The 24655-nt window shown below is 38.0% G+C and carries 20 protein-coding genes; 14 read left to right on the top strand and 6 right to left on the bottom strand.

Annotation, left to right across the window (positions count from 1 at the left end):
• Positions 1 to 135 precede the first annotated feature (135 nt).
• The 12 genes from serC (at position 136) to CC99x_RS08995 (ending at position 14355) form a co-directional block, all read left to right on the top strand.
• Entirely contained in the window at positions 136 to 1221 is a 1086-nt protein-coding gene (gene serC, locus CC99x_RS09050) for a 3-phosphoserine/phosphohydroxythreonine transaminase (RefSeq protein WP_057625073.1), read from the top strand.
• An 18-nt stretch (positions 1222 to 1239) separates the two neighbouring features.
• A complete protein-coding gene (aroA, locus tag CC99x_RS09045; protein WP_057625074.1) occupies positions 1240 to 2559 on the top strand; it encodes a 3-phosphoshikimate 1-carboxyvinyltransferase in 1320 nt (439 codons plus the stop codon).
• Positions 2546 to 3238 (top strand): (d)CMP kinase, encoded by a 693-nt coding sequence (gene cmk / locus CC99x_RS09040; protein WP_057625075.1) that lies wholly within the window; start codon positions 2546 to 2548, stop codon positions 3236 to 3238. Before aroA ends, cmk begins: the two co-directional genes overlap by 14 nt.
• Positions 3239 to 3367: 129 nt before the next feature.
• Positions 3368 to 5086 carry a 30S ribosomal protein S1 gene (gene rpsA, locus CC99x_RS09035; protein ID WP_057625076.1) on the top strand — a complete coding sequence of 573 codons (1719 nt, stop codon included), beginning with the start codon at positions 3368 to 3370 and terminating at the stop codon, positions 5084 to 5086.
• Positions 5087 to 5240: 154 nt separating this feature from the next.
• Complete coding sequence (locus CC99x_RS09030) at positions 5241 to 5513, top strand: lipopolysaccharide assembly protein LapA domain-containing protein (protein WP_057625077.1); 273 nt, start codon at positions 5241 to 5243, stop codon at positions 5511 to 5513.
• A gap of 6 nt (positions 5514 to 5519) precedes the next feature.
• Positions 5520 to 6680: a lipopolysaccharide assembly protein LapB gene (lapB, locus tag CC99x_RS09025; RefSeq protein ID WP_057625078.1), complete on the top strand. Its 1161-nt coding sequence runs from the start codon at positions 5520 to 5522 to the stop codon at positions 6678 to 6680.
• A 246-nt stretch (positions 6681 to 6926) separates the two neighbouring features.
• Positions 6927 to 7649 carry an orotidine-5'-phosphate decarboxylase gene (pyrF, locus tag CC99x_RS09020; RefSeq protein ID WP_057625079.1) on the top strand — a complete coding sequence of 241 codons (723 nt, stop codon included), beginning with the start codon at positions 6927 to 6929 and terminating at the stop codon, positions 7647 to 7649.
• A complete protein-coding gene (locus CC99x_RS09015) occupies positions 7636 to 8676 on the top strand; it encodes an MraY family glycosyltransferase (RefSeq protein WP_057625080.1) in 1041 nt (346 codons plus the stop codon). The genes pyrF and CC99x_RS09015 overlap by 14 nt, the downstream gene beginning before the upstream one ends.
• A gap of 327 nt (positions 8677 to 9003) precedes the next feature.
• Positions 9004 to 10875, top strand: a complete 1872-nt coding sequence (locus tag CC99x_RS09010; RefSeq protein WP_057625081.1) for a polysaccharide biosynthesis protein — start codon at positions 9004 to 9006, stop codon at positions 10873 to 10875.
• 14 nt (positions 10876 to 10889) lie between these two features.
• Positions 10890 to 11804 carry a UTP--glucose-1-phosphate uridylyltransferase GalU gene (gene galU, locus CC99x_RS09005; protein WP_057625082.1) on the top strand — a complete coding sequence of 305 codons (915 nt, stop codon included), beginning with the start codon at positions 10890 to 10892 and terminating at the stop codon, positions 11802 to 11804.
• Positions 11805 to 12336: 532 nt separating this feature from the next.
• On the top strand, positions 12337 to 12813 hold the full coding sequence (locus CC99x_RS09000; RefSeq protein WP_057625083.1) for a hypothetical protein: 477 nt from the start codon (positions 12337 to 12339) through the stop codon (positions 12811 to 12813).
• Positions 12814 to 12846: 33 nt separating this feature from the next.
• Positions 12847 to 14355: a Rho GTPase-activating protein gene (locus CC99x_RS08995; protein WP_057625084.1), complete on the top strand. Its 1509-nt coding sequence runs from the start codon at positions 12847 to 12849 to the stop codon at positions 14353 to 14355.
• Between the two features lie 331 nt (positions 14356 to 14686).
• Here the strand turns inward: CC99x_RS08995 and CC99x_RS08990 are convergent, their stop codons facing one another.
• The 4 genes from CC99x_RS08990 to CC99x_RS08975 form a co-directional block, all read right to left on the bottom strand.
• On the bottom strand, positions 14687 to 15922 hold the full coding sequence (locus CC99x_RS08990) for a PdaC/RsiV family protein (RefSeq protein WP_057625085.1): 1236 nt from the start codon (positions 15920 to 15922) through the stop codon (positions 14687 to 14689).
• Positions 15915 to 16616 carry a universal stress protein gene (locus CC99x_RS08985; RefSeq protein WP_057625086.1) on the bottom strand — a complete coding sequence of 234 codons (702 nt, stop codon included), beginning with the start codon at positions 16614 to 16616 and terminating at the stop codon, positions 15915 to 15917. Before CC99x_RS08985 ends, CC99x_RS08990 begins: the two co-directional genes overlap by 8 nt.
• Positions 16617 to 16637: 21 nt before the next feature.
• A complete protein-coding gene (gene cysZ, locus CC99x_RS08980) occupies positions 16638 to 17435 on the bottom strand; it encodes a sulfate transporter CysZ (RefSeq protein ID WP_057625087.1) in 798 nt (265 codons plus the stop codon).
• Positions 17436 to 17642: 207 nt separating this feature from the next.
• The gene (locus CC99x_RS08975; protein WP_057625088.1) at positions 17643 to 19829 is read right to left on the bottom strand and encodes a hypothetical protein; all 2187 of its coding nucleotides are present in this window, start codon (positions 19827 to 19829) and stop codon (positions 17643 to 17645) included.
• A gap of 192 nt (positions 19830 to 20021) precedes the next feature.
• Here CC99x_RS08975 and CC99x_RS08970 point away from each other — a divergent pair, with 192 nt between their 5' ends.
• Both CC99x_RS08970 and def read left to right on the top strand, forming a co-directional pair.
• Positions 20022 to 21134 carry a patatin-like phospholipase family protein gene (locus CC99x_RS08970; RefSeq protein WP_057625089.1) on the top strand — a complete coding sequence of 371 codons (1113 nt, stop codon included), beginning with the start codon at positions 20022 to 20024 and terminating at the stop codon, positions 21132 to 21134.
• Between the two features lie 147 nt (positions 21135 to 21281).
• A complete protein-coding gene (gene def, locus CC99x_RS08965) occupies positions 21282 to 21878 on the top strand; it encodes a peptide deformylase (protein WP_057625090.1) in 597 nt (198 codons plus the stop codon).
• A gap of 380 nt (positions 21879 to 22258) precedes the next feature.
• Here the strand turns inward: def and CC99x_RS08960 are convergent, their stop codons facing one another.
• Together CC99x_RS08960 and CC99x_RS08955 are read right to left on the bottom strand one after the other, a co-directional pair.
• Positions 22259 to 23332 carry a M48 family metallopeptidase gene (locus CC99x_RS08960; protein WP_057625091.1) on the bottom strand — a complete coding sequence of 358 codons (1074 nt, stop codon included), beginning with the start codon at positions 23330 to 23332 and terminating at the stop codon, positions 22259 to 22261.
• Positions 23332 to 24588 carry a YjgN family protein gene (locus CC99x_RS08955; protein ID WP_057625092.1) on the bottom strand — a complete coding sequence of 419 codons (1257 nt, stop codon included), beginning with the start codon at positions 24586 to 24588 and terminating at the stop codon, positions 23332 to 23334. Before CC99x_RS08955 ends, CC99x_RS08960 begins: the two co-directional genes overlap by 1 nt.
• Positions 24589 to 24655 lie beyond the last annotated feature (67 nt).

Genomic DNA, 24655 nt, shown 5'->3' with positions numbered 1-24655 from the left:
GGATGCCAGCCTTCGCTGGCATGACAACACAAATCATTTAATGCAGGTGATGAGACAGTACTCAATTCCTAGCCAATTGAGAGAGGGGAAGATGTTGGCATTGCGGAAGGATGTAATGTAATTAGGAGTGTGTGCGTGATACACAATCACTTTGTTTATAACTTTAGTTCAGGCCCAGCCTGCTTACCAGCTGAAGTCATTGCCAAAATTAAGGCAGACATTCCAGATTGGCATCAAGGTGTTTCCGTTATGGAAATCAGCCATCGCTCATTAAAATTCATGGATTTGATGCAGAATGCTGAACATAAATTAAAAAAATTATTAAATATTCCTGATGATTTTTGCATATTATTTATGCATGGCGGTGCGCGTGCGCAATTTGCTGCTGTGGCTTTGAATCTTTTTTATCAAAGCAGCGTTGTTGATTATCTTTTGACAGGGCATTGGTCAGAAGAGGCGCGTAAAGAAGCTTCAAAATACATTAATGTACATGTTGCAGCAGATGGCAAAACAGTTGCATACAAAAGTATTCCTAAATTTTCGCAAGCCGATATTCATCCTGATTCCAAATATGTGCATTATACAGATAACGAAACCATTCATGGTATTGAATTTAGAGAAACACCGAATACCAAACAATTATTAATCGCTGATATGACCTCTAGTATTTTGAGCAAGCCAATAGAATGGAATAAGTTTGCTTTAGTATATGCAAGTGCACAGAAAAATCTTGGTATTGCGGGTGTGACGGTTGTTATTCTTAGAAAATCATTACTTGAGCAAGCAAATCCTGTAACGCCTGCGGTGATGAGTTACCAAACCATGGCTCAAACGCAGTCTTTGTACAACACCAGTCCTGTCTTTCCCATTTATGTGCTGAATCTTATCTTAGAATGGGCTGAGCAATTAGGTGGCGTCCCATATTTTGAAGCAAAGGCAAAGCGTATTAGCAGTAAATTGTATCAATGTATTGATGAAAGCAGTTTGTATACCACACCCGTTGATGTTGAAGCGCGTTCAAGAATGAATGTGCCTTTTAGCTTAAGAACAACTGAAATGGAAGTTGATTTTCTAAAACGTGCCGAACAGCAAGGCTTGCTTGCTTTGCAAGGGCATCGAGTTGTGGGTGGCGCACGTGCAAGTATTTATAATGCAATGCCGGAAGAAGGCGTAGATGCTTTGATTGCATTTATGCGTGCATATGAAAGAGAGAATAATTAAATAGGCAGGACTGTTGTTGTGAAGTTTATTGTATTACCGGGTGGTTCACTCCAGGGTGAAGTTGTTGTCGCAGGAGATAAGTCTATATCGCATCGTGCTGTAATCTTAGGCGCGATCAGTCAAGGTGTTACGACTATTTCAAATTTTCTCTCCTCAGAAGATTGCCTGCATACGGTGAGTGTTTGTCGAGCACTGGGTGTACAAATTGAACAACACGAAGACCAGCTGAGGATTGAGGGAGTGGGTTTGCATGGTTTGTGTGCACCCAGTCAGCCCTTAGATTTTGGTAATGCTGGTACTGGTATTCGTTTAGTCTGTGGTTTACTAGCTGGGCAGAATTTCTCTACTACACTGCAGGGTGATGCATCGCTTAACCAACGCCCAATGAGACGGGTTGTTAATCCCTTGAGGCAGATGGGGGCACAGATTTCAGGTCAACAACCTAATAATAGTGAAGAAATATTTCCACCGCTTGTGATTTCGCCTGTAAGGCATTTAACAGGTATTGAGTATGCATTACCTGTACCCTCTGCTCAGATTAAATCTTGTTTGTTATTGGCTGGTTTATACGCTAATGGAAGCACCACGATTATTGAGACAAAGAAATCTCGTGATCACAGTGAAAGAATGTTGGCGCAATTTGGTGCACACATTGAAACAACTGATAGGACAGTGAAACTGACAAGTACTGAACTAACCGCCTGTCATGTTGATATTCCCAATGATATTTCTTCGGCAGCATTTTTCTTAGTTGGTGCTGCGATGCATATAGGCTCTCATATTTTGCTGAAAAATGTTGGCATTAATCCAACACGTATGGGGGTTGTGCATATCTTAAGAAAGATGGGGGCAAAGATTGAAATTAAAAATGTGAAAAATACCCCAGAGCCTACTGCAGATATTGAGGTCAAAGGCACACAATTGATTGGAATAGAGGTTCCTCAAGAATGGGTTGTTGATGCCATTGATGAATTTCCTATTTTGTTTGTTGCTGCGAGTTGTGCAAAAGGTACAACTGTCTTTAAAGGATTGCATGAGCTAAGAGTCAAAGAAAGTGATCGTATTGCAGCAATGAGTGAGGGATTGAAAAAATTAGGTGTTGTCTTAGAGATCTTTGCCGATGGGCTAATGATTCAAGGCTCTACCATTTTGGGAGGAGAGCTAGAGAGTTTTGGAGATCATCGAGTCGCAATGGCATTAACCATGGCCAGCTTATTTGCTTCAGCGCCGATAGTGATTAACAACTGTGATCCTATCAAAACATCATTCCCACAATTTAGAAAGATAGCAAACACATTGGGGTTGCAGATAGAGGAGAAAGCCTTTGAAGAATTATGAAATACCTGTCATTACCATTGATGGCCCTGGGGGCGTTGGTAAAGGAACCTTAAGTCGCCAGCTTGCAACACATTTAGGATGGCATTTTTTAGATAGTGGCGCTTTATACAGAGTGCTGGCATTAGCAGCTAAGAACCATTCGGTTTCTGCTGACAATCATTCGGCATTGGCTGTGTTGGCACAGCATTTAGATGTCGTTTTCGAAGAAAATCCCAGTCGAATCATGTTAGAAGGGCAAAATATTACCCAAGCATTGCGCACAGAAGAATGTGGTATGTCTGCATCGATTATCGCAGCCATTCCTGCTGTGAGGGAAGCATTACTAGTTCGTCAACGTGCTTTTTTACAATTACCTGGTTTAATTGCAGATGGTCGTGATATGGGCACCGTTATTTTTCCGACAGCACCCTTAAAAATATATTTGGAAGCAACACCTGAAATTAGAGCAAAAAGAAGGCAAATGCAGTTGAAAGAACAGGGTATAGATGTTAGTCTTGAGGGTCTTTTGGCTGAGATAAATCAACGAGATATTAGAGATAAATCTCGCTCGATTGCTCCCTTAAAACCAGCAAATGATGCCATCATTATTGATACGAGTCATTTGCCAATTATTGATGTATTTGAACGTGTTTTAGCAGAGGCTGAAAAACGCGGTTTATGTGCACCAGTTGCTGGGTAGAACCAGCGCACTAGGCATGCTTATTTTGTCAACCAAGATTAAAATAAGCATGGTGGATTAACTTAACACAAAACTTGCAATGAACAAGGCGTGAGCCTACTGCCCTCACTGCAAGGGAACTTAACTATTATGAACGACACACATTCCATACATGAAGCAGGTACTTTTGCTCAATTATTTGAAGAAAGCTTTGGCAAACTCAATATGGAGCCAGGCGAAATATTTGAAGGTACTGTTATCGATATTAACAGGGAAGCAGGTTATGTAACCATTGATACACAATTAAAATCAGAAGGTTACATCCGCATTGAAGAATTCCTAAATAATGAAGGCGAAGTTGATATTAAAATTGGGGATGTTGTCCCTGTTGCTTTAGAAGCTGTTGAAGATGGCTGGGGCGAAACCAGATTATCTCGCTCTAAAGCAAAACGCTATGAAGCTTGGAAAGAATTAGCAAAAGCTTACGAAGATGGTAATGTGATCAAAGGCGTTATATACGGTAAAGTGAAAGGTGGTTTCACAGTAGACATCAACTCTATTCGTGCATTCTTACCAGGTTCTTTAGTGGATGTAAGACCTATTCGTGATATGGGTTCTTTAGAAGGTAAAGAATTAGAATTCAAAGTAATCAAATTAGATCAAAAACGTAACAACGTTGTTGTTTCTCGTCGATTGGTTGTTGAATCAGAAAACACAGCAGAAAGAGAAGCTCTATTATCTGATCTACAAGAAGGCCAAGTTATTACCGGCGTGGTTAAAAACTTGACTGATTACGGTGCCTTTATTGATTTAGGTGGTATAGACGGTTTATTACATATTACTGATATTGCATGGAAACGTGTTAAGCATCCAAGTGAAGTATTAACTGTTGCTCAAGAAATTCAAGTTAAAGTATTGCGCTTTGACAAAGATAAAATGCGTGTATCATTAGGCTTGAAACAATTAGGCGAAGATCCATGGGTCGGTGTTGCGCGTCGTTACCCAGAAGAAACCAAGATTTTTGGTCGTGTTACCAACATTGCTGATTATGGTTGCTTCGTTGAGTTGGAAGAAGGTATCGAAGGTTTAGTTCACGTATCTGAAATGGATTGGACAAACCGTAACATTCATCCAAGCAAAGTTGTTTCTGTGGGCGATGAAGTTGAAGTTATGGTTTTGGAAATTGATGAAGAAAGACGCCGTATATCTCTTGGCTTGAAGCAATGCAAAGACTCCCCATGGGAAGCATTTGCAACCAAGTTCAATAAAGGCGATAAAATCAGCGGTAAAATTAAATCTATCACCGATTTTGGTATCTTCATTGGATTGGAAGGCGGTATTGATGGTTTGGTTCACTTATCTGATATTTCTTGGAATGTTGCCGGTGAAGAAGCGGTAAGAGAATACAAGAAAGGTGATGAACTCGAAGCAATGGTATTGGCTGTAGATCCTGAAAGAGAAAGAATTTCTTTAGGTGTTAAACAGCTTCAAGCAGATCCATACAATAACTACTTAGGTGAAAATGCTAAAGGTAGTATCGTAACCGGTGTTGTAAAAGAAGTAGATGCAAAAGGTGCAACCATTGTGTTGGCTGATAGCGTTGAAGGTTATTTAAGAGCCTCTGAAATATCAAAAGATAAAGTAGATGATGCACGCACTTTATTAAAAGAAGGTGATAGTGTTGAAGCTAAATTTATTGGCGTTGATCGTAAAAATAGAAATATCTTACTTTCTATCAAAGCCAAAGATATGCCAGATGTCCCTGAAAAAGTTAGAAGCTCATCTAAATCTTCTGGAATGCAAGAAACAGGAGCTACAACTTTAGGTGACTTGCTCAAAGAACATATGCAAGATAAAGATAACCAATAATCTCTGTATATTTTCTGTTTAAAATAAGAAAAAGCGCATTCCATAGTAATATGACTGCGCTTTTTTTTTGCTTGTGGAATAATGAGAATCTTAGTCATCGCCAGATGCTAACATCTAAAATTTAAATATGAAGAGCAGCAAAAAGGAGTGTGCGGTGAGATTACTCGGTTGGATTTTTACTCTTATCATTATTATCTTTGGTGTTGCGTTTTCAGCACTGAACGCTACAACGGTTAATATTAATTATTTGCTTGGTAAACAAGATTTACCTTTATCCGTTATTATTCTTATTTCTTTTGCTGTCGGGATAATATTGAGCATACTTATTTTGGGAACTAAAATAATTAGCCTTACAGCTAAAAATAAATGGTTGGCCAGTAAATTGAAGAAAACAGAAGATCACATAAATCATTTAGAAGCGCCTTAATAACGCATGATAGAACTACTTTGTTTGTTATTACCGATTGCTGCTTTATCTGGTTGGTATCTGGGTAAAAAAACGGTTCATCAACAGAACCAGGGGCAATCGAATAGCTTAAGCTCTGATTATTATGCAGGGTTAAATTTTCTATTAAATGAACAGCCTGACAAAGCAGTTGATGCTTTTATAAAAATGTTAGATGCCTCACCTGATACCGTAGAGACGACCTTAGCACTCGGTAATTTCTTTAGACGGCGCGGTGAGGTTGATAGAGCCATTCGCATTCATCAAAATTTAATTGCCAAACCTAATTTAACGGCAAAACAAAAAAGCCAAGCCTTGTTAGAGCTTGCACAAGACTATATGCGTGCAGGTGTATTAGATAGAGCAGAAACTTTGTTGCTCGAAATAGTGAAAAATGTAGACAATAATTTAGATATTAGCTTACGCCATTTGATTGATATCTACGAAAGAGAAAAAGATTGGTCTAAAGCCATAGAAGTTGCCGTCCGCTTACAAAGTATTTCTAATCAATGGATGGGAAGACAAATTGCACATTACTATTGTGAATTGGCACAAATAATGTGGGATGCGGGTAAAGTGAGAATGAGCTTTAAGCATCTAAAGCAAAGTTTAAGCAGTGATGGTACTTGTGTGCGTGCATCATATCTACAGGGTAAATATGAGAAAAAATTAGGCGAATATAAGCATGCTATCAAAGCCTTCAAACGTATCGAGTTTCAAGACAGAGATTACTTACCAGAAGTATTGACAGAGATCATTGAGTGTTATCAGCTCCTAAATCAAGATAAAAAATTAGGACTGTATTTAGAATATTTATTACAGCAATCACCCTCTATTAGTATTGTTTTGGCAAATGCCAAAAATATTAAAGAAAGTAAGGGTAAAGCAATTGCCGCTCAATTTTTAACTAAATATCTGCAAAAATTTCCTTCTGTTCGAGGTTTAAAAACACTGATTGAGTATCATCTGCTTGAGCTTAAAAATGAGCTAAAGTCAGAATGGGTGATGTTACAAGAATATGTAGAAAAATTATTAGATAAAAAGCCAGTTTATCAGTGCAAGCACTGTGGTTTTTCTGGAAAAACGTTGTTGTGGCAATGCCCAAGCTGCCGTAATTGGGCATCGGTCAAGCCTTTATCTCATGAATAGTCTTCGTATTCGACTGTTATACATTGTTGCCTGCGTTCTCCAACAATCCATTCAGATGAGCGAAGCGAATCTAAAGCCTCTACCAATTTTGGGAGAGGCTGGCTGAAAGCCTGGTGAGGGTTAAATGTTTAAAATGCTTATCTCTCCAGACACCTCTTATCTGGCTTTTAAGTGTATAGGTCTTAATTAATTGATTGTAATGACTTTTATTGATGTAGAATTGTTCCAAAGTTGTAAGGTATTTTTATGATAAATTCAGAACCCAAAATTATTGTCGCCTTAGATGTAGAGACAAAACAGGAAGTACAACAAATTGTTTCCCAGCTAAACCCAACATTATGTCGTCTTAAGGTGGGTAAGAGTTTATTCACTTCTTTAGGGCCTGAATGGGTTAATCAAGCACAAGCATTGGGCTTTGAAGTATTTTTAGATCTTAAATTTCATGATATTCCTTTTCAAGTTGCCAGTAGCTGTCGTGATGCTGCGCAACTAGGTGTATGGATGATGAATGTTCATGCATTAGGTGGCATAAAAATGATGAAAGCAGCACGAGAAGCAATTGATAGCTATCATCAGAAAACAAATCGTAGACCTTTACTCATTGGTGTGACTTTGTTGACTAGTCATAGTGAAGAAGATCTCAAAGAAATTGGTCTAAGCGGTACACTTAATGAGAATGTTTTAAGGCTTGCTGGCAATTGCTATGGAGCAGGCTTAGATGGTGTGGTTTGTTCAGCACAAGAGGCCTCACAAATTAAAGCAGCCTTTGGCAAAGCGTTTTTATGTGTGACACCTGGGATTCGATTAAAAGACCAGAACCGTCATGATCAGATCAGAGTCTTGACACCTGTAGAGGCAGTCAATGCAGGTAGTGATTATTTGGTGATGGGACGTGCCATTTTAGAGTCGTCAAATCCTAATCAAGTATTGCGCCACATTATCGAGGAAATAAACAATGAGCTGGTATGATTATATTCTGTTTTTGTTCGGCATAAGCTGGGCAATGGTTGGAATGTATCGATGGTATGCGATTGATAAAGGTATTATTGATACCCCCAATGATCGCTCTTCGCACAGCGTGCCAACGGCAAGGGGGGGCGGTATCGTTTTTTCTTTTGCTACGGCAATGCTCTTGGGAGCCTTGTATTACTATAAATTGCTCACTGTGGCGCAAGCACTCTATTTTGTGCCAGCTTTTCTCATTAGCATTCTTGGATATATAGATGATAGACGTGGTTTATCCTCTTCATTGAGATTCGTTGTGCATTTTTTGTGCGCAGGCGCATTCTTATTGCTTATTAAAGAAGGGGGCACTTTATTACAAGAGTGGATTAATTTGCCGCTGCCTATTAACTTTTTTCTACTCACTTTCATGATCGTTTGGACTATTAACTTATTCAATTTTATGGATGGTACAGATGGCATTGCAACACTCGAAGCTATTTTTTGCTTAACAGTGGGTGGTTATATACTGTATCAAGCAAAAGCCTATGAGCTTGCAACCTTTGCATGGGGGATTGTCGCAATCTTATCTGGCTTTTTAACATGGAATTGGCCAGTTGCTAAACTCTTTATGGGTGATTCAGGCAGTGGTTTCTTGGGAATGCTCATCGTTACATTTGCACTCTTAAGTTATAAGTTATTTCAAATACCTATTCTTATTTGGGTTATCTTATTATCAATGTTTTGGTTTGATGCCACTGTTACTTTAATTCGTCGGATGATTGCAAAAGAAAAATGGTATGCCCCGCATCGTAAGCATGCCTATCAGCGTATTGTGCAAGCGGGTTGGACACATCAACAATTATTGTTTGCAACGATTCCAATTAATATCGTTCTATCAGGTTTAGCCTTGTGGGCTTATCGTACACCTGAGTTAGTATATGTTGCCCTAGGTTTTGCTGTTATCTTGTTGACTTGTGTCTATATATTGGTAGAAATTGCGAAACCAATGTATAGGACTTGGCATACCGATAGATCGCAGGTTGAGACTTAAATCTCATCTTCTCAGTTTTGACAAATGAGCGTAGCGAATGATTTTTCCCACTTTAGTAAAGGGGGAAAGCGTGAAACGCTAGGGGGATTTAGCTCTCGAATCTAGATTGTGCAGCTAAATCTCCCTGACACTACGTGTCTTCCCTCTTTACAAAGAGGGATTTTGTATTCGTTTACAAGGAGAGGGTGCCCGTAGGGCGGGTGAGGTTAGATCTCATGAATACAAATCTCAAAATATCCATCAATCCAACTAAAATTCTATTGCTACTCTATTAACTTTATTTGATGGGTTATAATACCCAAAAATAATAAAAAGAATGGAGTGAGTATGCCCTCATGGTGGAGCCAGGTTCGCAGTCGCTGGGCGGTGTTTTTACACGATATTATTAGTATTCCAATCGCTTGGTTTGGTGCTTATTGGTTACGATTTAATTTAGCATCCATACCAAGTGATATTTTTATTGATGCACTTATCATGTTGCCTTGGGTTGTTGTTTTTCAGGCAGCTGCCTTTTGGTGGTTTGGTTTATACAGAGGCGTATGGCGCTTCGCATCGATTCCTGATCTTTCACGAATCATCAAAGCTATCTTGGTTGGTATTATGGCAACCTTGCTTGCTGTCTTTTTAGTGATGCGACTACAGCATCTTCCAAGATCCGTATTACCTTTATATGGCATGTTGTTGTTATTGATTTTAGGTGGGTCTCGTTTTATCTATCGTTGGCTTAAAGATAAGCATGCTTTAGTTTCTTCTGAACAAAAACGAGTTTTAGTGGTTGGTGCAGGTCGTGCTGGCGACAGTCTTGTAAGAGATTTAAAACGTAATGGCACAGAAGGCTATTTGCCGATTATATTTGTAGACGATCGTCCCAGCAAAGTTGGCAGAGAAATTCATGGTTTGAGAGTTGTGGGGAGTACCAACGATATTCCACGTATGGTACGGCAATATGCCATTGATGCCATTATGATTGCCTTACCTTCGGCCAACAGTAAAGAAATGCGTCGCATTGTAAATATTTGCGAAGCCACACGAAAACCAGTTAGAACATTACCTAGTATGAACGATCTGGTGTCAGGCTTTGTCACAGTGAAAAGTTTGAGAAATATTTCCATCGATGACTTGCTTGGTCGCGATCCTGTAACCTTGGATTGGAATAAAATTAAGCAAGCTATCTCTAATCAAATTGTTTTGGTCAGTGGGGGTGGTGGCTCGATTGGCTCAGAACTGTGTAGACAAATCATTCATTGCAAACCAAAGAAACTGGTTATCTTTGATAACAGTGAATATCATTTATTTTTATTACAACAAGAATTTGAAAAATACACAGATGTTCAACTCGCTTTTCATTTATTAGACTTATGCGATACACCTGCTGTTTGGAACATGGTGCAACTGCATAAACCGCAGGTTGTATTCCATGCGGCAGCTTATAAGCATGTGCCTATGTTGGAGTATCAAGCACGTCAGGCAGTGCGTAACAATATTTTGGGTACCTATGGATTTGCTGAAATTGCTGTAATGAGCGGTGTTGAGAAATTTGTTTTAGTATCAACTGATAAAGCTGTTAATCCCACAAATATTATGGGGGCAAGCAAGCGTGCTGCTGAAATGGTGTGTCAGTACTTCAATGAAAAGCAAAAAACGCAATTTATTACAGTGCGCTTTGGTAATGTATTAGGTTCGCGTGGCTCTGTTGTAGAAACTTTCAAGAAGCAGCTTGAGCAAGGGAAGGCTTTAACGGTTACACACCCAGAAGTAACGCGTTATTTTATGACAACTCAAGAGGCAAGCCAGCTTATTTTACAGGCTTTAAGCTTAGGAAAAGGTGGCGAGCTGTTTGTATTGGATATGGGTGAACCAATTAAGATTCGTTTTATGGCCGAACAAATGATTCGTTTATCTGGAAAATTAGGCGATGACTTGAAGATTGTATACACAGGCCTAAGACCAGGTGAAAAATTGTATGAAGAATTGTTTCATCGTAGAGAAGAATTGATCAATACCACGCATGCTAAGATTTTGAAGGCAAATGCAAGACAAATAAATAGCAAGCATTTTGAGTCTATTATTTTCAGATTGCAGCAAGCATGTGCGCAATGCCAAGAGCAGGATATTTTGCAAGCATTGCAAGCGATTGTGCCAGAATTGTCGATTGCAGATAAAACCAAAATATCGCAGATCAATGCTGAGGTGGTCTAAAGAGAGGCAAGATAATGAAAAATGAATTTTTGACAGTCAAAAAAGCAGTCTTTCCTGTTGCAGGTCTTGGTACTCGATTTTTACCTGCAACTAAAGCAAACCCAAAAGAGATGTTGCCCATTGTTGATAAACCTTTGATTCAATACGCTGTAGAAGAAGCGATTGAGGCAGGTATTACAGACTTAGTCTTTGTAACCAGCAGTAGTAAACGCGCCATAGAAGATCACTTTGATAGCAATTTTGAATTAGAGCATGTGCTTACTTTGCAAGGAAAAACAGAGTTACTCAATATCGTGAAGGAAATTGTACCAGAAGGGGTACAATGTACTTATGTGCGCCAATCTAAAGCCTTAGGTCTGGGGCATGCTGTATTGTGTGCTAAAAATGTGATTGGTGATCAACCTTTTGCAGTATTACTGGCTGATGATTTAATTGATGCATCTCACGAATCTTGTTTAAAACAAATGATTCCTTTGTTTCAACAAGAACGAGCTTCTGTTTTAGCGGTGCAAAAGATCCATGCGGTAGATACTGAAAAATATGGGATTATTAAGCCCAAAGGTGTGTGGCAACATTCTGCAGCAATAGAAGCCATTGTTGAAAAACCTAAACCACAGGATGCACCTTCATTATTAGGGGTTGTTGGGCGTTATATTTTGACTCCAGAAATATTCAAGGTATTAGAAAATTGTCCGTCTGGAAAAGGGGGAGAATTGCAATTAACAGATGCCTTGTCTTTGTTGTTAAAACAACAATCTATTTTTGCAACTGAATTTGAAGGTAAGCGTTATGACTGTGGTAGTAAATTAGGCTATTTGCAAGCAACACTTGCTTATGGTTTAAAACATCATGAAGTAGGTGCAGAATTTCAAGACTTTGTGCAAAGTTATCAGTTAAGTGGAAATGGGCTTTTAGTCTCTGTTGAGTAGTTTTTTAAAACTTGTATGCCAGCCTATTTGGATAATTTCAATTGTAGAGGATAATTCCCACGAATAAAGATTCGTCATTGCGAGCGGAAGCCGTCTGTCATTGATTGAAAAAACACAAAAATATCACGGCTAAAGCAAAGCAATCTATCCTGAAATCTTTAAGAAGAGCGTGGTAAGAAAGACTTGAAGATAGGTTGCCACGCAAAAGACGTGATAGTTTATCCCTTATTTCACCTTCTTCCTGCGTCTTTTGCTCGCAACGACAAATTCTTAATTCGATGGGAGCACGCAGGGAGAATCATCGTGTATATATTTGTTGGTACGAGTCCTCTTACAACTTCTCTTTCACAATGGGTTTCTAGCCTGCTCGTATTGTGGGTTATTTCCACGTAATTTTTAAGATCCCTCAATACTCTTCCCTGACCTATTACCAACCTCGTGTTTCTATCATTTACTATAGGTGTATTTATTCAGTATGTCAGATTTCTTGATAATGCTAAAATAAAATTATAATAAGTGATGAGGTATTGTTATGTCACACAAGAAGCATTCAGATGAAGTACAACAAAAATTATCCTTTTTAGATAAAATTATTTCAGTATTCAGAGGGCAAAAAACAGAACCTGAGGTTGAGACGCGCGACGATCAGCTTGATCAAAAATATCCAAAATATTGGCCTGAAGTGGTGGAATTCATGGAGTTGTTGAACCATATTGTGGATTCACACACCATATCAGATGCCAATGTAGAGAGAATCAATCAGCGTATCATTGAATATATAGAAGAGCAGATCAATATTAAAGGTCAAATAGAGGATGTCGAAGAAAGATACAGCTCTTTAAAAACCTTGAGTGATAGAATTTTAAGTCACAATCTCAATAAGCTTGTGGGTCTTAAGGTGAGCACGGATTCAAATACTGATTTCTCTGATGCTGTAAACTTGTTCAAGTATAGGCTTGAAGAAAGAAAAATAAAAGAACAACAAGCTAAGAAAAGTCCTCGGCCTTAAAAAAGTAAAGATAGTTATTCATAAGGTGAAAACATGGATCAACCAGCTGCTCAGCGCGAAAATATTGTTACAATGATAAATGCAACAGCGTCTGAGAAATTAAATACTGTGCTTGATCAAGTACTTCAATATGCAAATGAGAATGAGAATTTTTTAAAAACGACTGGTATATTCCGTGAAGCGGGAGAGCCGCTTGCGGTGATGAAAGCATTGATGCTGATTAGTAAAGATCCGCTGATGAGTCCATTGAAGAGTCTACCCGATGATTTTTTAAAAAATCCACATAATGTATCCAGTATTTATAAATATTTTGTAAAAAATATTAAAGATAAATTTTCTGAAAATGATTCAATAAATGCAATCATTTCTAATTTTCAGGATAAAATACTAAAATATACTTCATTGTCAACAGAAGATAAAGAAACAATATCTTTCTTAGATTTCATTCATCAACTTATTGCTAGCAATGCCTTATTTGAATCAAAATTTCTTCATAACCATCTACATTTGTGCTACAAGATTGCACAAAATCAAAATGACAATAAAATGAATCAAGACGTGGCTGTTTTGGTGCTTTGCGATTTGGGATTTCAAGATTATGTATTTGGTGTGTTACCCGTTGAAACACAATTAATGGTGAACCTTAATCTACAAAAGATCATTGCACACAACTTAAAAATAAAGGGCGATACAGAATTTCAAAAGAATTTTAATGAAAAATACCCAGAGCTTGTTGAAAAAATACAAAGCGTAGTGCAAGTGGCATCCCCAGAACCAGAATCCAAACCTGAATTAGAAACTGAAGTCACTGAGGATAGTGCATTGCTTGATGAAGCATCCACAACAAAGAAGAAAGCATTTCCTTTTGTTGAGCATCAAGAAAAATTGAAAGGCATGTTTAAAGATATTAAAAGCATGGCGACTAAAACAATTACTGATTTCACAAAAAAGCCCACAGCTCCTGCGGCTGGTGTTGTGCCTGTTGCACCAAAAGCACCCATTGATTATAAAAAACAAGCAATGGAAGTGTGGTTAAAAACCAAAAAAATTACCAAAGAAATGGTTGCGCTGACGCTGGATAAAGATATTCCAATTGAATTTACGGATGATAAAGTTGAAGATGTTATTTCCTATGACGATTTTTCTGTAAAAATATCGGCTATTTATAGTCATTTGAACGAGTGTATGAAGGCCATAGAAGAAAATAATAAGCAAGAAATTGCGAGCAAGAGGCTTATTTGTAAAAATGATCAGAAAGAGATTGATGTACTTATTTTAGATTTAGAAAAAGAATTTCGTTTGATTTTTAAAGGACTCCAATCAGGTGAATCGCTTGAGGCATTATCTGTGAAATTAGGAGAAATTACAGACAATAAATGGAGACCTCTTGCTAAAATTAGAGAAATAGATCAAGAAGGTATTATTTCTGCTGGTGATGACTTTGATATTAAATTTGAGCGGTTACTTTCTTTGCATGCAGGTATTCACCAGGCACTTCAAAGCATGTCACAACAGGATGAGTCCACGACGGATGGGGTGTAAGTTACAGTAACTAGGTGACACATTCTTCATATTTAACCCTCACCTGGCTTTCAGCCATCCTCTCCCAAAATTGGTAGAGGCATTTGATTCGCTTTCGCTCATCAGAAATTCTGTTCGCAAAGCGAACATTTTCTCACTTTGTAAAGGGAGACGCTCGTGCAGCGTAGCTGCGCCGAGCAGAGGGATTTAGCTGTTTGACCTTAAATCCACAGCATAAATCCCCCTTGCGCACTTATCAGTGCGCATCCCCCTTCAAAAAGTGGGATCTTGATTCGCTATGCTCATCGATAAGTATGTCTGCCCTTGAGTCACCCTTCGCTAGCATGACAAATTATGAAATCAAAAAATCATCTTCTAAAAATGGTTTTATTTTATCCCATGTGATTTCAATCTTTGGCATACCTGCTGCATAGGGCGCTATTTCATATTGTTGATATATAAAAGTGATGCCTCTTGAGTTCAATAAGAAATTTGCGGGTAGATAAAAACCATCTGGCAAAGACCATTCTTTGTATTCTTTAGGAACATTGCTGGGATTAAACCAAAAGCCCAGCTCATCATAAGATTTACTATCGTCTAGTTTGTTTGCTCTAAAAAAAGCATCTTTAAAAAGGTTGAGTATTTCTGTATTTTTGTTGGACTTGAAGAGATCTTCTAAGCTAATTATTTTGAAGCTTGATAAATCAATATTCTGATATTGTACGGTAGAAGAACCATGTGCTCCACCTGTATAAGAATAGTAATTTTGACTATAAGACAAGTAGCGCGATGTGACCCATTCCAGTTTTTCGTCGTATATATAGGTGTAGTAGCTATCGTTAAATAGATTATCAAAAACTTCTGTAGGGGTTATTTCTTCATATTTCATTTGCTTGAACATGGAGTCTAGATTTGCGTCTATGACTTCATTGAGTCTAGAGCGCTGATCGATTGGATAATTACCGGAAAATAAGAAAGAGATTTCTGCTTCACCACAGGCGCCATCCAATATCTTTCGGCTAAAACGATGTGTACTAATATTCATTTTAGAAGAAAGTGTTTCTACGCGATAGTTTGAAACAGGCTCTTTATAGGAGAAACTACCATCCATTTCAAATAAGAAGGGAATTTTGACAAGTTTTTCAAAAGCATTTTCACAGGAGTGATCGGCGCATTCCTCTTTAAGATGTGTGTTAATTGCTTTTATATAATGATTAATTAATTGTTTTGAAGCAGCACACTTTCTATCAAACTCAAATTGATTAATCTCTTGAAGCTTTTCATCTATGAAATTTTGATTTGCTTGTTTGACCCAGGTGCAGTAAGAACCTGGTTTCATATCTAAGAGCATTTTAAGTGCGCTGTCAATTTCTATCAGCTCATCTGAGCTTTTTATAAAGGCTGTGTATTTTTCGTCAGGTTGGCATTCAATATCTGCACTGTTTTGAAGCATAGGTATTGCTGCATCTGTTGATTCTATAGGATTTGTAGAGACATGGGGATCTATGGATGCATCAGCAAAGGCAACAGAATCTAAGGACATGAATAATAGTGTTGCCAATGTGATAAATGAGGTTCCTTTATTCATTATCTTTCTCTTTATCGTTGTTATCTATTTTTGAATTATCTTGATTTTCCGTATCTCTGTGTCCGCCTTTATACGGAGAGGAGCTTGGGCGGTTGACCAATCTGGGCCCTCTGCGGATATCTTCTCCCCAACCTAATTTTGAACCGCTTCGGATTGGGTTTTCAAACCGATTTCTTTCTGTTTGAGGAATTTCAATAGGTTGATTTTCCCATAAATAATGCTGGCTGGGTTGCTCTTTAATAAATTTTTCTAATTGGCTTACCTGTACAATTAATGTGTCGCAATGTGCGTGCGATAGAATATGGTGCGCGGTTGATCCCAAGAGATGTGTATAGCCACCGATACCATGGCTGCCAAGTATAATTAAATCACAATTTTCTTGTTGAGCAGTTTCTAGGATTTGGCTTTGCGGTGTACCGATACTGATCATCATTTTGCATAAAGGCTCACTTTTAGCCTGATGTTTTGATAGCTGCTCAATCAAAGCACTGAGGCTTTTGTGTGCTAACTGTCTATTTTTTTCAATCATTTTGTCCCTCTTATTAAAATCTAAAGTATAAGAGAGCGGAGGTTCGATTGTATGTAAGCAAGTAAGCTTGGCATTAAAAAATGTTGCCAATTCAAAGGCGCGAAGGCCAATGTATAGGCTTTGTGGGCCGAGATCGACTGAGACTAAAATATTCTGATAACTCATTTTGCTCGTTCCATTTTATGTTTATTTATTTGCTTCCTTATTAGAAGCTATATTCAAACTTTCATAATGATCTGCCCACAGCTTTGTGGCAGATAGTGTTGCAAGTGGCAGTATAATAAAATTCAACATAGGTACTAAGGTAAGTGTGAAAATGGCTAAGCCAAAGCCATAAGTCATCATCTTTTTTTGTTTTAATATTTTTTTGAGTACATTGATGTCATGGTGTCGGTTGTCCGCAGGATAATCAAGGTACTGAAAAGCGAGCATCCATGCACCAAATAAATATAAAAATATTGTCGCTAGTATATTCACAACGGGAATAAAATATAATACCAAACATACTATACCAACCCCGATTAATCGGGGGAGGTAGTAAATCCACTTGGATATCTCTCTGCTCAAGGCTAGGGTGATAAGCTTGAAGATAGGTCGTGGTTCAGCTGTAAAATGATTAATTTGTTCATCCATGCTTTCACAGAGTAAGCCTGTAAAAGGAGAGGCAAAAAAATTGGCAGCAATAGACCCCCCAAATGAAAATAAAAACAAAAACAAGATAAACCAAAGCAGTGTAACCAACCATTTGATAGCGGCGATCAGCCAATCAAAAATGCCACTCATCCAAGACAACCAAGCTGGTAGATCGCTTGCTTGATAGGATTGTAATTTAGCTGACAATATATCATAGCCCCAGTAGAAGCAGAGCGCAAAGACAGCCATATTGATGAGAAGGGGGATGAAGACAAATTTTCTGATTTTTTTGTGAAAAAGATATCGCAACCCTAGAAGCACATAACTTGCACCTAAAAAGAGATCTTTCATAATTTTTATCAAGGTGGGAGAAAGTGACTATAGTACTATATTTTTCTAAACAAAAAAAAACAGTGATGACCTTCTCGTACTTGTTTTTTGTCATAAAATCTTAACGAACAAGCTTGTCAGCCAACAAAGTAATAAAGCTTGAATGTGAAGACTATAACTGTAAGCTTCCATATACAAATGGAGGCTTACAGTTTTCTTTACGCATAATTATTTGGCGCGTGGTCTCTTTTGCGGTTGTTTGATGCTTTCACAGGCTTCATCAAAGGCTTTTTTCGCTAGTGGATTTGTAGCGCCAATTTTGTGTTCTTTTATAAATGCTTCGGTCAGAAGTGCTATCTGTTGTTTTGAATGATGCTTAGCATCTTCTGGCACGATTTTTTCTAATTCACCCAGTATTTTAAGTAGTTTTGAACCGCGTCCATCTCCTTTGAGTTGCATGTGAAAATTTTCTAAAATACCGCTTAGTAATAGTCCTTTTTCAGCAGCAGAGTAATTATTATCTGTATAGGCTGCTTCAAGGTAAGATTGTAATAAGTTAATTTGTCCTTCTCTGATAGAACCTTTTTTATTGTGCGTACCACCTTTTTGTTGATAACGTTTTTGAATGGTCGTTTGTAAGGTAGATGCAGGGCTTTGAGGTTCAAGATAAGGCCACAGGCTCTCATTGAATCTTATGATGCTGTCAGCTTGAGCTTTCATTTTATCTGGGATAGGCGCTTGCTCTACACTTCGGAGTTGAGTCAATAGATAGGCAGGGGCTTTATTAGTTGGTATGACAGAGCGTGATTGCTCAGCAAATAACTTAAAAGTTTCTTGGTCTAAGACAGATAAGCCAGCAGCGCCCATAAAAGCTAATAAAGAAGCTTGGTTGCTCATCCCCGTATAATCTGTTGCTGAGAATGTACGGCTCCAATTTTCAACTATTTTTTTCAAGGGAGAGTGTTTGTTTGATTTAAGTTGTTGTTCTATATTCATAATCAATCCCCCCATGATTTCACCTTTTTCATCAGAGGTTTTTTTAGTGTCTGCATAGAGCAGATCGAGGGTTGTTTGAACGAAATTGATATACTGCATTTCCTTTGTAGAAAGCTTTACTTTGGGATTTTCTGAAAGAATTCTTTTTTCAAGAGAGGTGCCTTTAAGATAGTGATGAGATTTTAGAAAATTATCTATAACCATTTTTTTGTATGCTTGAGCTGTAGAGGCACCATGATCTCTAGGAAGAAGTGTAGGTGCGACATTAGTTGGTACTACAGATGGTTTTTGGGGCATGGGTCTGCTACGAGACGCCATAGGCGGTGGATCTCCTGGTTTTCTCTTTGTGATAGGAAGTCTATGGCGAGCAATAGCGGGCACCGGATTTCCGGATTTTTTCATTTTTTCAGATGGCTTATTACGAGGTGGCGGAGGTGGTGGCGCTTTCCTCGGTGCGGTAGAAGGTGCAGATTGCTCTGTTTGCAAAGGCTTAGGGTTGCGAGGAGGAGGTGGTGGTGGCGATTTTTTAGGCGCGGTAGAAGGCGCAGATTGTTCTGTTCGCAAAGGCTTAGGATTCCGTGGAGGTGGAGGTGGAGGTGGAGGTGGGGGTGATTTTAGAGGAATGGTAGAAGAAAGGGTTTCAGATGTGTGACTTTCTATATGACTGTCTCTTTTAGGAGGTACGAAAGGAGAAGATTCTTCTACTGGTGAATGTTGAGTTGCTGGCATTGCTGGTCTTCTAGCAGCATATAATTTTTCAACAGCACCACCTTTGAATTTACTCATATCTAATTTTTTGACAGGGTCTTTTTTGTATTGCTCTTTGCTCTCCAAAGTTTTCAGTTGCGCTTTTAGCTCTTTTTTTTCTTTTTTATTTTCAGTCAGCTGAACTCTTCTTTTTAGCATTTCTATTTCAATAGCTTTTTGTTTTTCGGCGCCCAATCTTTCTAGCTCACGTTGTTCTTCTGCTCTTTCTTTAGCTGGTTTGGCTTTTACTTTTAAATTTGCCAAATCACGATTTGCTTTTTCGAGGATCTCCAGTGCACCTGTTGTTTTGTGTTCGGGAGATTTATTTCCTTCATACAGCCAGTGTTGATTGAAATAGGCTTGTTTTTTAACTTCAAATTTTTCTTGTGCTTTTTTCAGTGCAGCCTTTTCTTCCGACGTGGCTTCTTCTTCAATGTCAAAATAGCCGCTTAAATCATCTTCTATCTTTTTTAGTTTTGTATTGTATTTATCATATTCTTTTTTTGCTTTTTCAACTGCTTCTTTGCGCAATTGGGCGTATTTTTGCGCTAATGCTATTATATTTGTCATTAATTTGATGAGTTCTGCTGGCGACTCAGTTTTTTCTTTAACAGCATACTCTTGTTGTGCTTGCATGAGGGCTTGAAAAGATTTTTCTGTTTTGTCTGACATACACGGTATCCTTAAATACATAACCTGTGAGTAGGACATGTCAGTAAAGAAGAAGTTCAGCTTTTAATTCTGTATAAAAATATAGTTATTGCCTGGTAATTAGATAGACGTAGAGATGTACACTGATTCTGCTAAAAGGTAAATTATTTGTTAATATGATAGATATATGAATCATCATAGTGAATAGTTGGTATGTCTTCTAAAAGAGCTGTATTTTTTACAGGCGGTGGTGCCAGAGGAGCCTATCAAGCAGGTGTCATAAAAGCAATTGCTGAAATAACGGCTACGCACGAAATACCTGTTGAAGTTTTAAGTGGCGTCAGCTCTGGCTCTATTAATGCTGCATTTATTGCATCCTATTCCGATTTCCAATTGGGCGTTAAAAAATTACTGCAAGTGTGGTCTCAGATTAATTGTGGACAAGTATTTGAAGTTGGGGGGTATTCACTTATTTCGTCCGTATGCCGCACTTCCGTAGAAATTATAATGCGTAATACGCCGCAAGAAGGGCATTATCTACTCAATACACATCCATTGCGCTACCTCATAGAGAGTAATATTAATTTTAATGCAGTGAACGAGAATATTGAGAAAGGCTTATTAGAAACTTTGATTGTGACTGCCCTTAATTATGAAACATCAGAAACAACTTCATTTTTTAATACACAAAAAGAAATTAAATCTCGTAATAAGTTTCGTTACAGCACACAAAAATCACTCATTACCAGTGATCATATTATGGCATCTACTGCCATTCCTTTATTTTTTCCACCTGTAAAATTAGAAAACATACCTTATGGTGATGGTGCTTTGAGAAATAGTTATCCTCTAAGGGCAACCATTGCAACGGGCGCAAATAAAATATTAATTGTAGGCTCTAAGCAAGAGCATTTGCAAAAATCTAAGAAAGAATCTTTGCAAGATGGCGTTTCTTTTGGAAAAATCTTAAGCACCGTCTTTAATTCCATTTTTATAGATAACATTGAAATTGACATGGAAAGATTGGACTATATTAATAAAAACATTAGTAATTTATCTGATCAAGAGAAGCAAAAGATTCCTTTTAGGAACATTGAATATCTCTATTTGAGACCTTCGGCAGATTTGGGGCAAATTGCCATGGAAAAAGTACGTTCTTTGCCGAGATTATTGCGTTATCTGCTTGGAGGTTTTGGTTCTAATCGCCAATCATCTGATTTGATGAGTTATTTAATGTTTGAGGCTGAGTTCTGTCATGAGCTGATCAACATAGGCTATAAAGATACGATGAATCGCAAAGAAGAGGTTATTCAATTTTTCTCCTAAAGCAGGGTATACAGCCATAACAGTCGATTTTTAGGTTATTTTTTTTAAATTAATTTACAGACTCTGTTCAAGCTCCTCAAAAATCGCTATCATCACCTATTACATCTTGTGTTAGTTAATTATCTAAATATATCAGAGGTTTTTACCATGACAGAGACTGCCATTGAGACCAATTTAAAAATTTATCTATATTCTGATCCTGTTTTCAAGAGAAAAAATGAGCTTGTTTCTGAATTTGGTGAAAACTTACAACAAACCCATGATGAAATTAAAGAAATCTTAAAAATAGTATCCGGCAAAGGCTTAGCTGCGCCCCAGGTCGGTATTAATAAGCGATTTATGGTTGTCACACTTGCAGACAATCAAGGTACAAAGCTTTTGGTCAATCCTGAGATTATAAAAGCAAGTGAGATGGATATTGTGGATATGGAATGTTTATCATTCCCTGGGGTTAAAATTTCTGTGCCAAGACCACAATCCATCACTGTTAAATATCAAGACGAAGCCGGTGCTTCTCATGAAATAGATGTTGAAAATGAACTGGCTCATCAGTTTTATCATTTGATTGATATTTTGAACAATAAATTATTAGCTGACAATTTGTCTAAATTGAAAAAAGAGCGTTTTTTCAAAAAATATGAGAAATGGTTGAGCCATGAATTTGGTGGTCATCATGATCATGACCATGATCACGACCATGACCACGATCATGGACATGTACACGGCCCAGGCTGCAATCACTAAACTCTTCGCACTTGTGGCGTGGGCGTTGTTGCCTGCGCCATCTCACAATCCTCATGTACTATGTGTACACTCCGGTTGTTCGAGGCTTGGCGCCTAGCCCATGCCACAATTGCTGTGAGTTACACTCTTCGTATTTGCGGCGTGGGCGTTGTTGCCTGTGCCATCTCAAAACAATGAGCAAAGTGAATGATTTTCTTCCCTTGGTATCAAGGGAAGACGCTCGCTTTAGCGAGTAGATGGATTTTTTAAAAGATTATTTTCCAAATCCTTCTGTGCACCTAAAGGTGCCTCTTTCTTTGACAACAAAGAAAGAAAATTGATTCGCTGCGCTTATCGGTTTAGTTTCATTCAATTGTGCTGTAGCATTCAAGTAACGGCCACTACTCAATCTTCTCTTTCTTTTTGCAAATATTCCTTAAATCTTGCCATTCTTTTTTAGTTAAAAGTGGTTCAGCATTTTTAATTTTGTTCAGCGCTTTTACTCTGGCAATTCTATCTTTGCTCGAAGGGTGCGTTGATAAGTACACACTGAATTCATCTGAATCACCGGCATGTTGTATAATGGTATTGAAAAATTTTGCTAAGCCACTTGCATCAAGGTTCGCCTCATTCAAAATCCGAACCCCTATTTCATCTGCCTCATATTCTTTCTGTCGAGAATAGCTAAAATTGACAAGCGATAACCCTAAATCAGGGAAGCTGCTAAATGCAGAGGCAACAATAATTTTAATACCAAGTTGGGAAATAAGTCCCGCGGTAGGATGATGTTGAATGCTGTGTGACATCTCATGCGCTAGCACACCCGCAACCTCTTCAGGCGTGTTAGCGGTATCAATCAATCCTTTTAAGATAATAATATGATATCCTGGTGCCGCAAAGGCATTAATATCGTGAATATCAACAACCTTTATATTAAAGGCTTGTTCTAAGGATTGATGTTCTGTCAGTCGATGGATAATTTTTTGTAAGGCCTGACTCCCTTCTTCTTGTGTGCAATAATTACTACCTTTGAGTGTTTCAGCAATAAAAAATGCGCCTAAAGCATTGTCCCATTTATGCGGGATGATTCGTGCAATGCTTGGTGCAAAATAAGGGATGCCAAATAAAACGAAAGCAAATATTGCTGCCAAAACAACGAGCAGTATACTTATTTTTCGCCATGGATGATGCACATGTGAGAGTTTGATATTACTTTCAGGCACAAGAGGCTCTAAGGTGCGATAAAAAGCATCATCTTCAATGATGATACGTGCACCCATCATGTTTTTACAGCCAATGACACTTGCCTTGCCTTCGTGAGGTCGTTCTATAATTAATAACTCTTTGCAAGGCCATGTATAGATTTTATCTTCCAGGCTGATCTGGATTATATCGGCTTTTAAACTAATATTAGCTTCTTGTGGCTTAATGGATTGGCCATCAAAAAATCGTGCTTTAATCGGTGTCGTACTCATTATAATAAGCTTATACGAATATCAAAAAACGAAGAAAGTCCTTCACCAGAATTGTCTTTTTCACCTTGCGCTTGTAGAATGCTTGAATTTTTTAAGTCACCTATTATTTTAATATTTTTTGCCAAAAACCGTTGTCTGCGTTGCATAGCCCATGGATATCCAAGTCCAAGTGTGAAAAGAATGATTACACCATTTCCTAGCATCAGTTTAAACAATCGCCAACCAGTAATGCTGCAATCAAATCCTATATCTCCAAATGAAAGATAATTATATTTTATTCTGTTACGTGCTGCACGGTATCCAAAAAATAGACCGAAAAAACCAATGGGTAATAATATAAAGCCTATAATTGGAAATATCATAATAGCGCTTGGAACATTGTCAGGAGAAAGATATGCAACTGCTTCAGGTATAAGGAAACATAAAATACCGACAACAAAGCATATATAAAAGGCAAAATAATAAAAGAATAATTTGAAATAATGTGGCTTGAAAGTAGCAATCTGATTGCCAAAATAAAGATGCGTTGTTTTGTATTGATGTAGTCTGAGATCGGCAAAGGGCTTCCATAATCCGAGCGTTGCTATAACCAGTAAGGTATGACAGCAGCCTATGATGCCATATTTTAGACTAGACCCAATCAAATGCCCTCGAATACCTCTATAACGCAATCTGGATGCACGATATTTGATAGCCTGAAATACAGCGACAAACGGCAAAAAGGTGATAAAGAAAAAGATATAAATGATATAGATAAGAATAGCTGTAATCTGCAGCACGTTCATCTCTTCTTGAGCAGGTGTGTTGTTGATAGATTGTGAGGGTTTGCTTTTATTGGTAGTGGGATGTGATTGTGTATCTGTAGTAAAAGAGCTTAATATTTTTTTTGCTCTTATGGTTGAGGGTGTGCTGAGTGGTTTATGATCTGTGTTGGATTTGAACTCATTCTCTATTCCTTGTTCTAATTCTTGCGACATTTTTGAAACTTCCATTGTCGCCCAGAAAAATGGAAGGGAAATAATCAGCAATAAAGAAGTGGCTTTAACAAATCCCCAAAATAGTTCTTTGCCATCACCTGTGTATTCGAATCGATCGCCATCGAGCATAAAGCCTGCTGTCATGTAGCGGCGTAATCTTGTTTTACCCCAAAATCGATAAAGACCCAAGGTACAGATGCTGAGTAATATATTTACTATCCAAATTTTATATACTTGGCTTGTTGTTGCATCGTAGTGTAAATCATTCTCAGGACTCATGAGAAAATGCCCTCTGCATAAAATTAATTATTCACAGAGGGTATCGGCATGGTTAGTGTTCAGCTTG

Source organism: Candidatus Berkiella cookevillensis, from assembly GCF_001431315.2.
Classification (GTDB): Bacteria; Pseudomonadota; Gammaproteobacteria; order Berkiellales; family Berkiellaceae; genus Berkiella_A; species Berkiella_A cookevillensis.
Note: the sequence above shows the minus strand (reverse complement) of the source record. Positions and strands in the feature narration are given on the sequence as shown.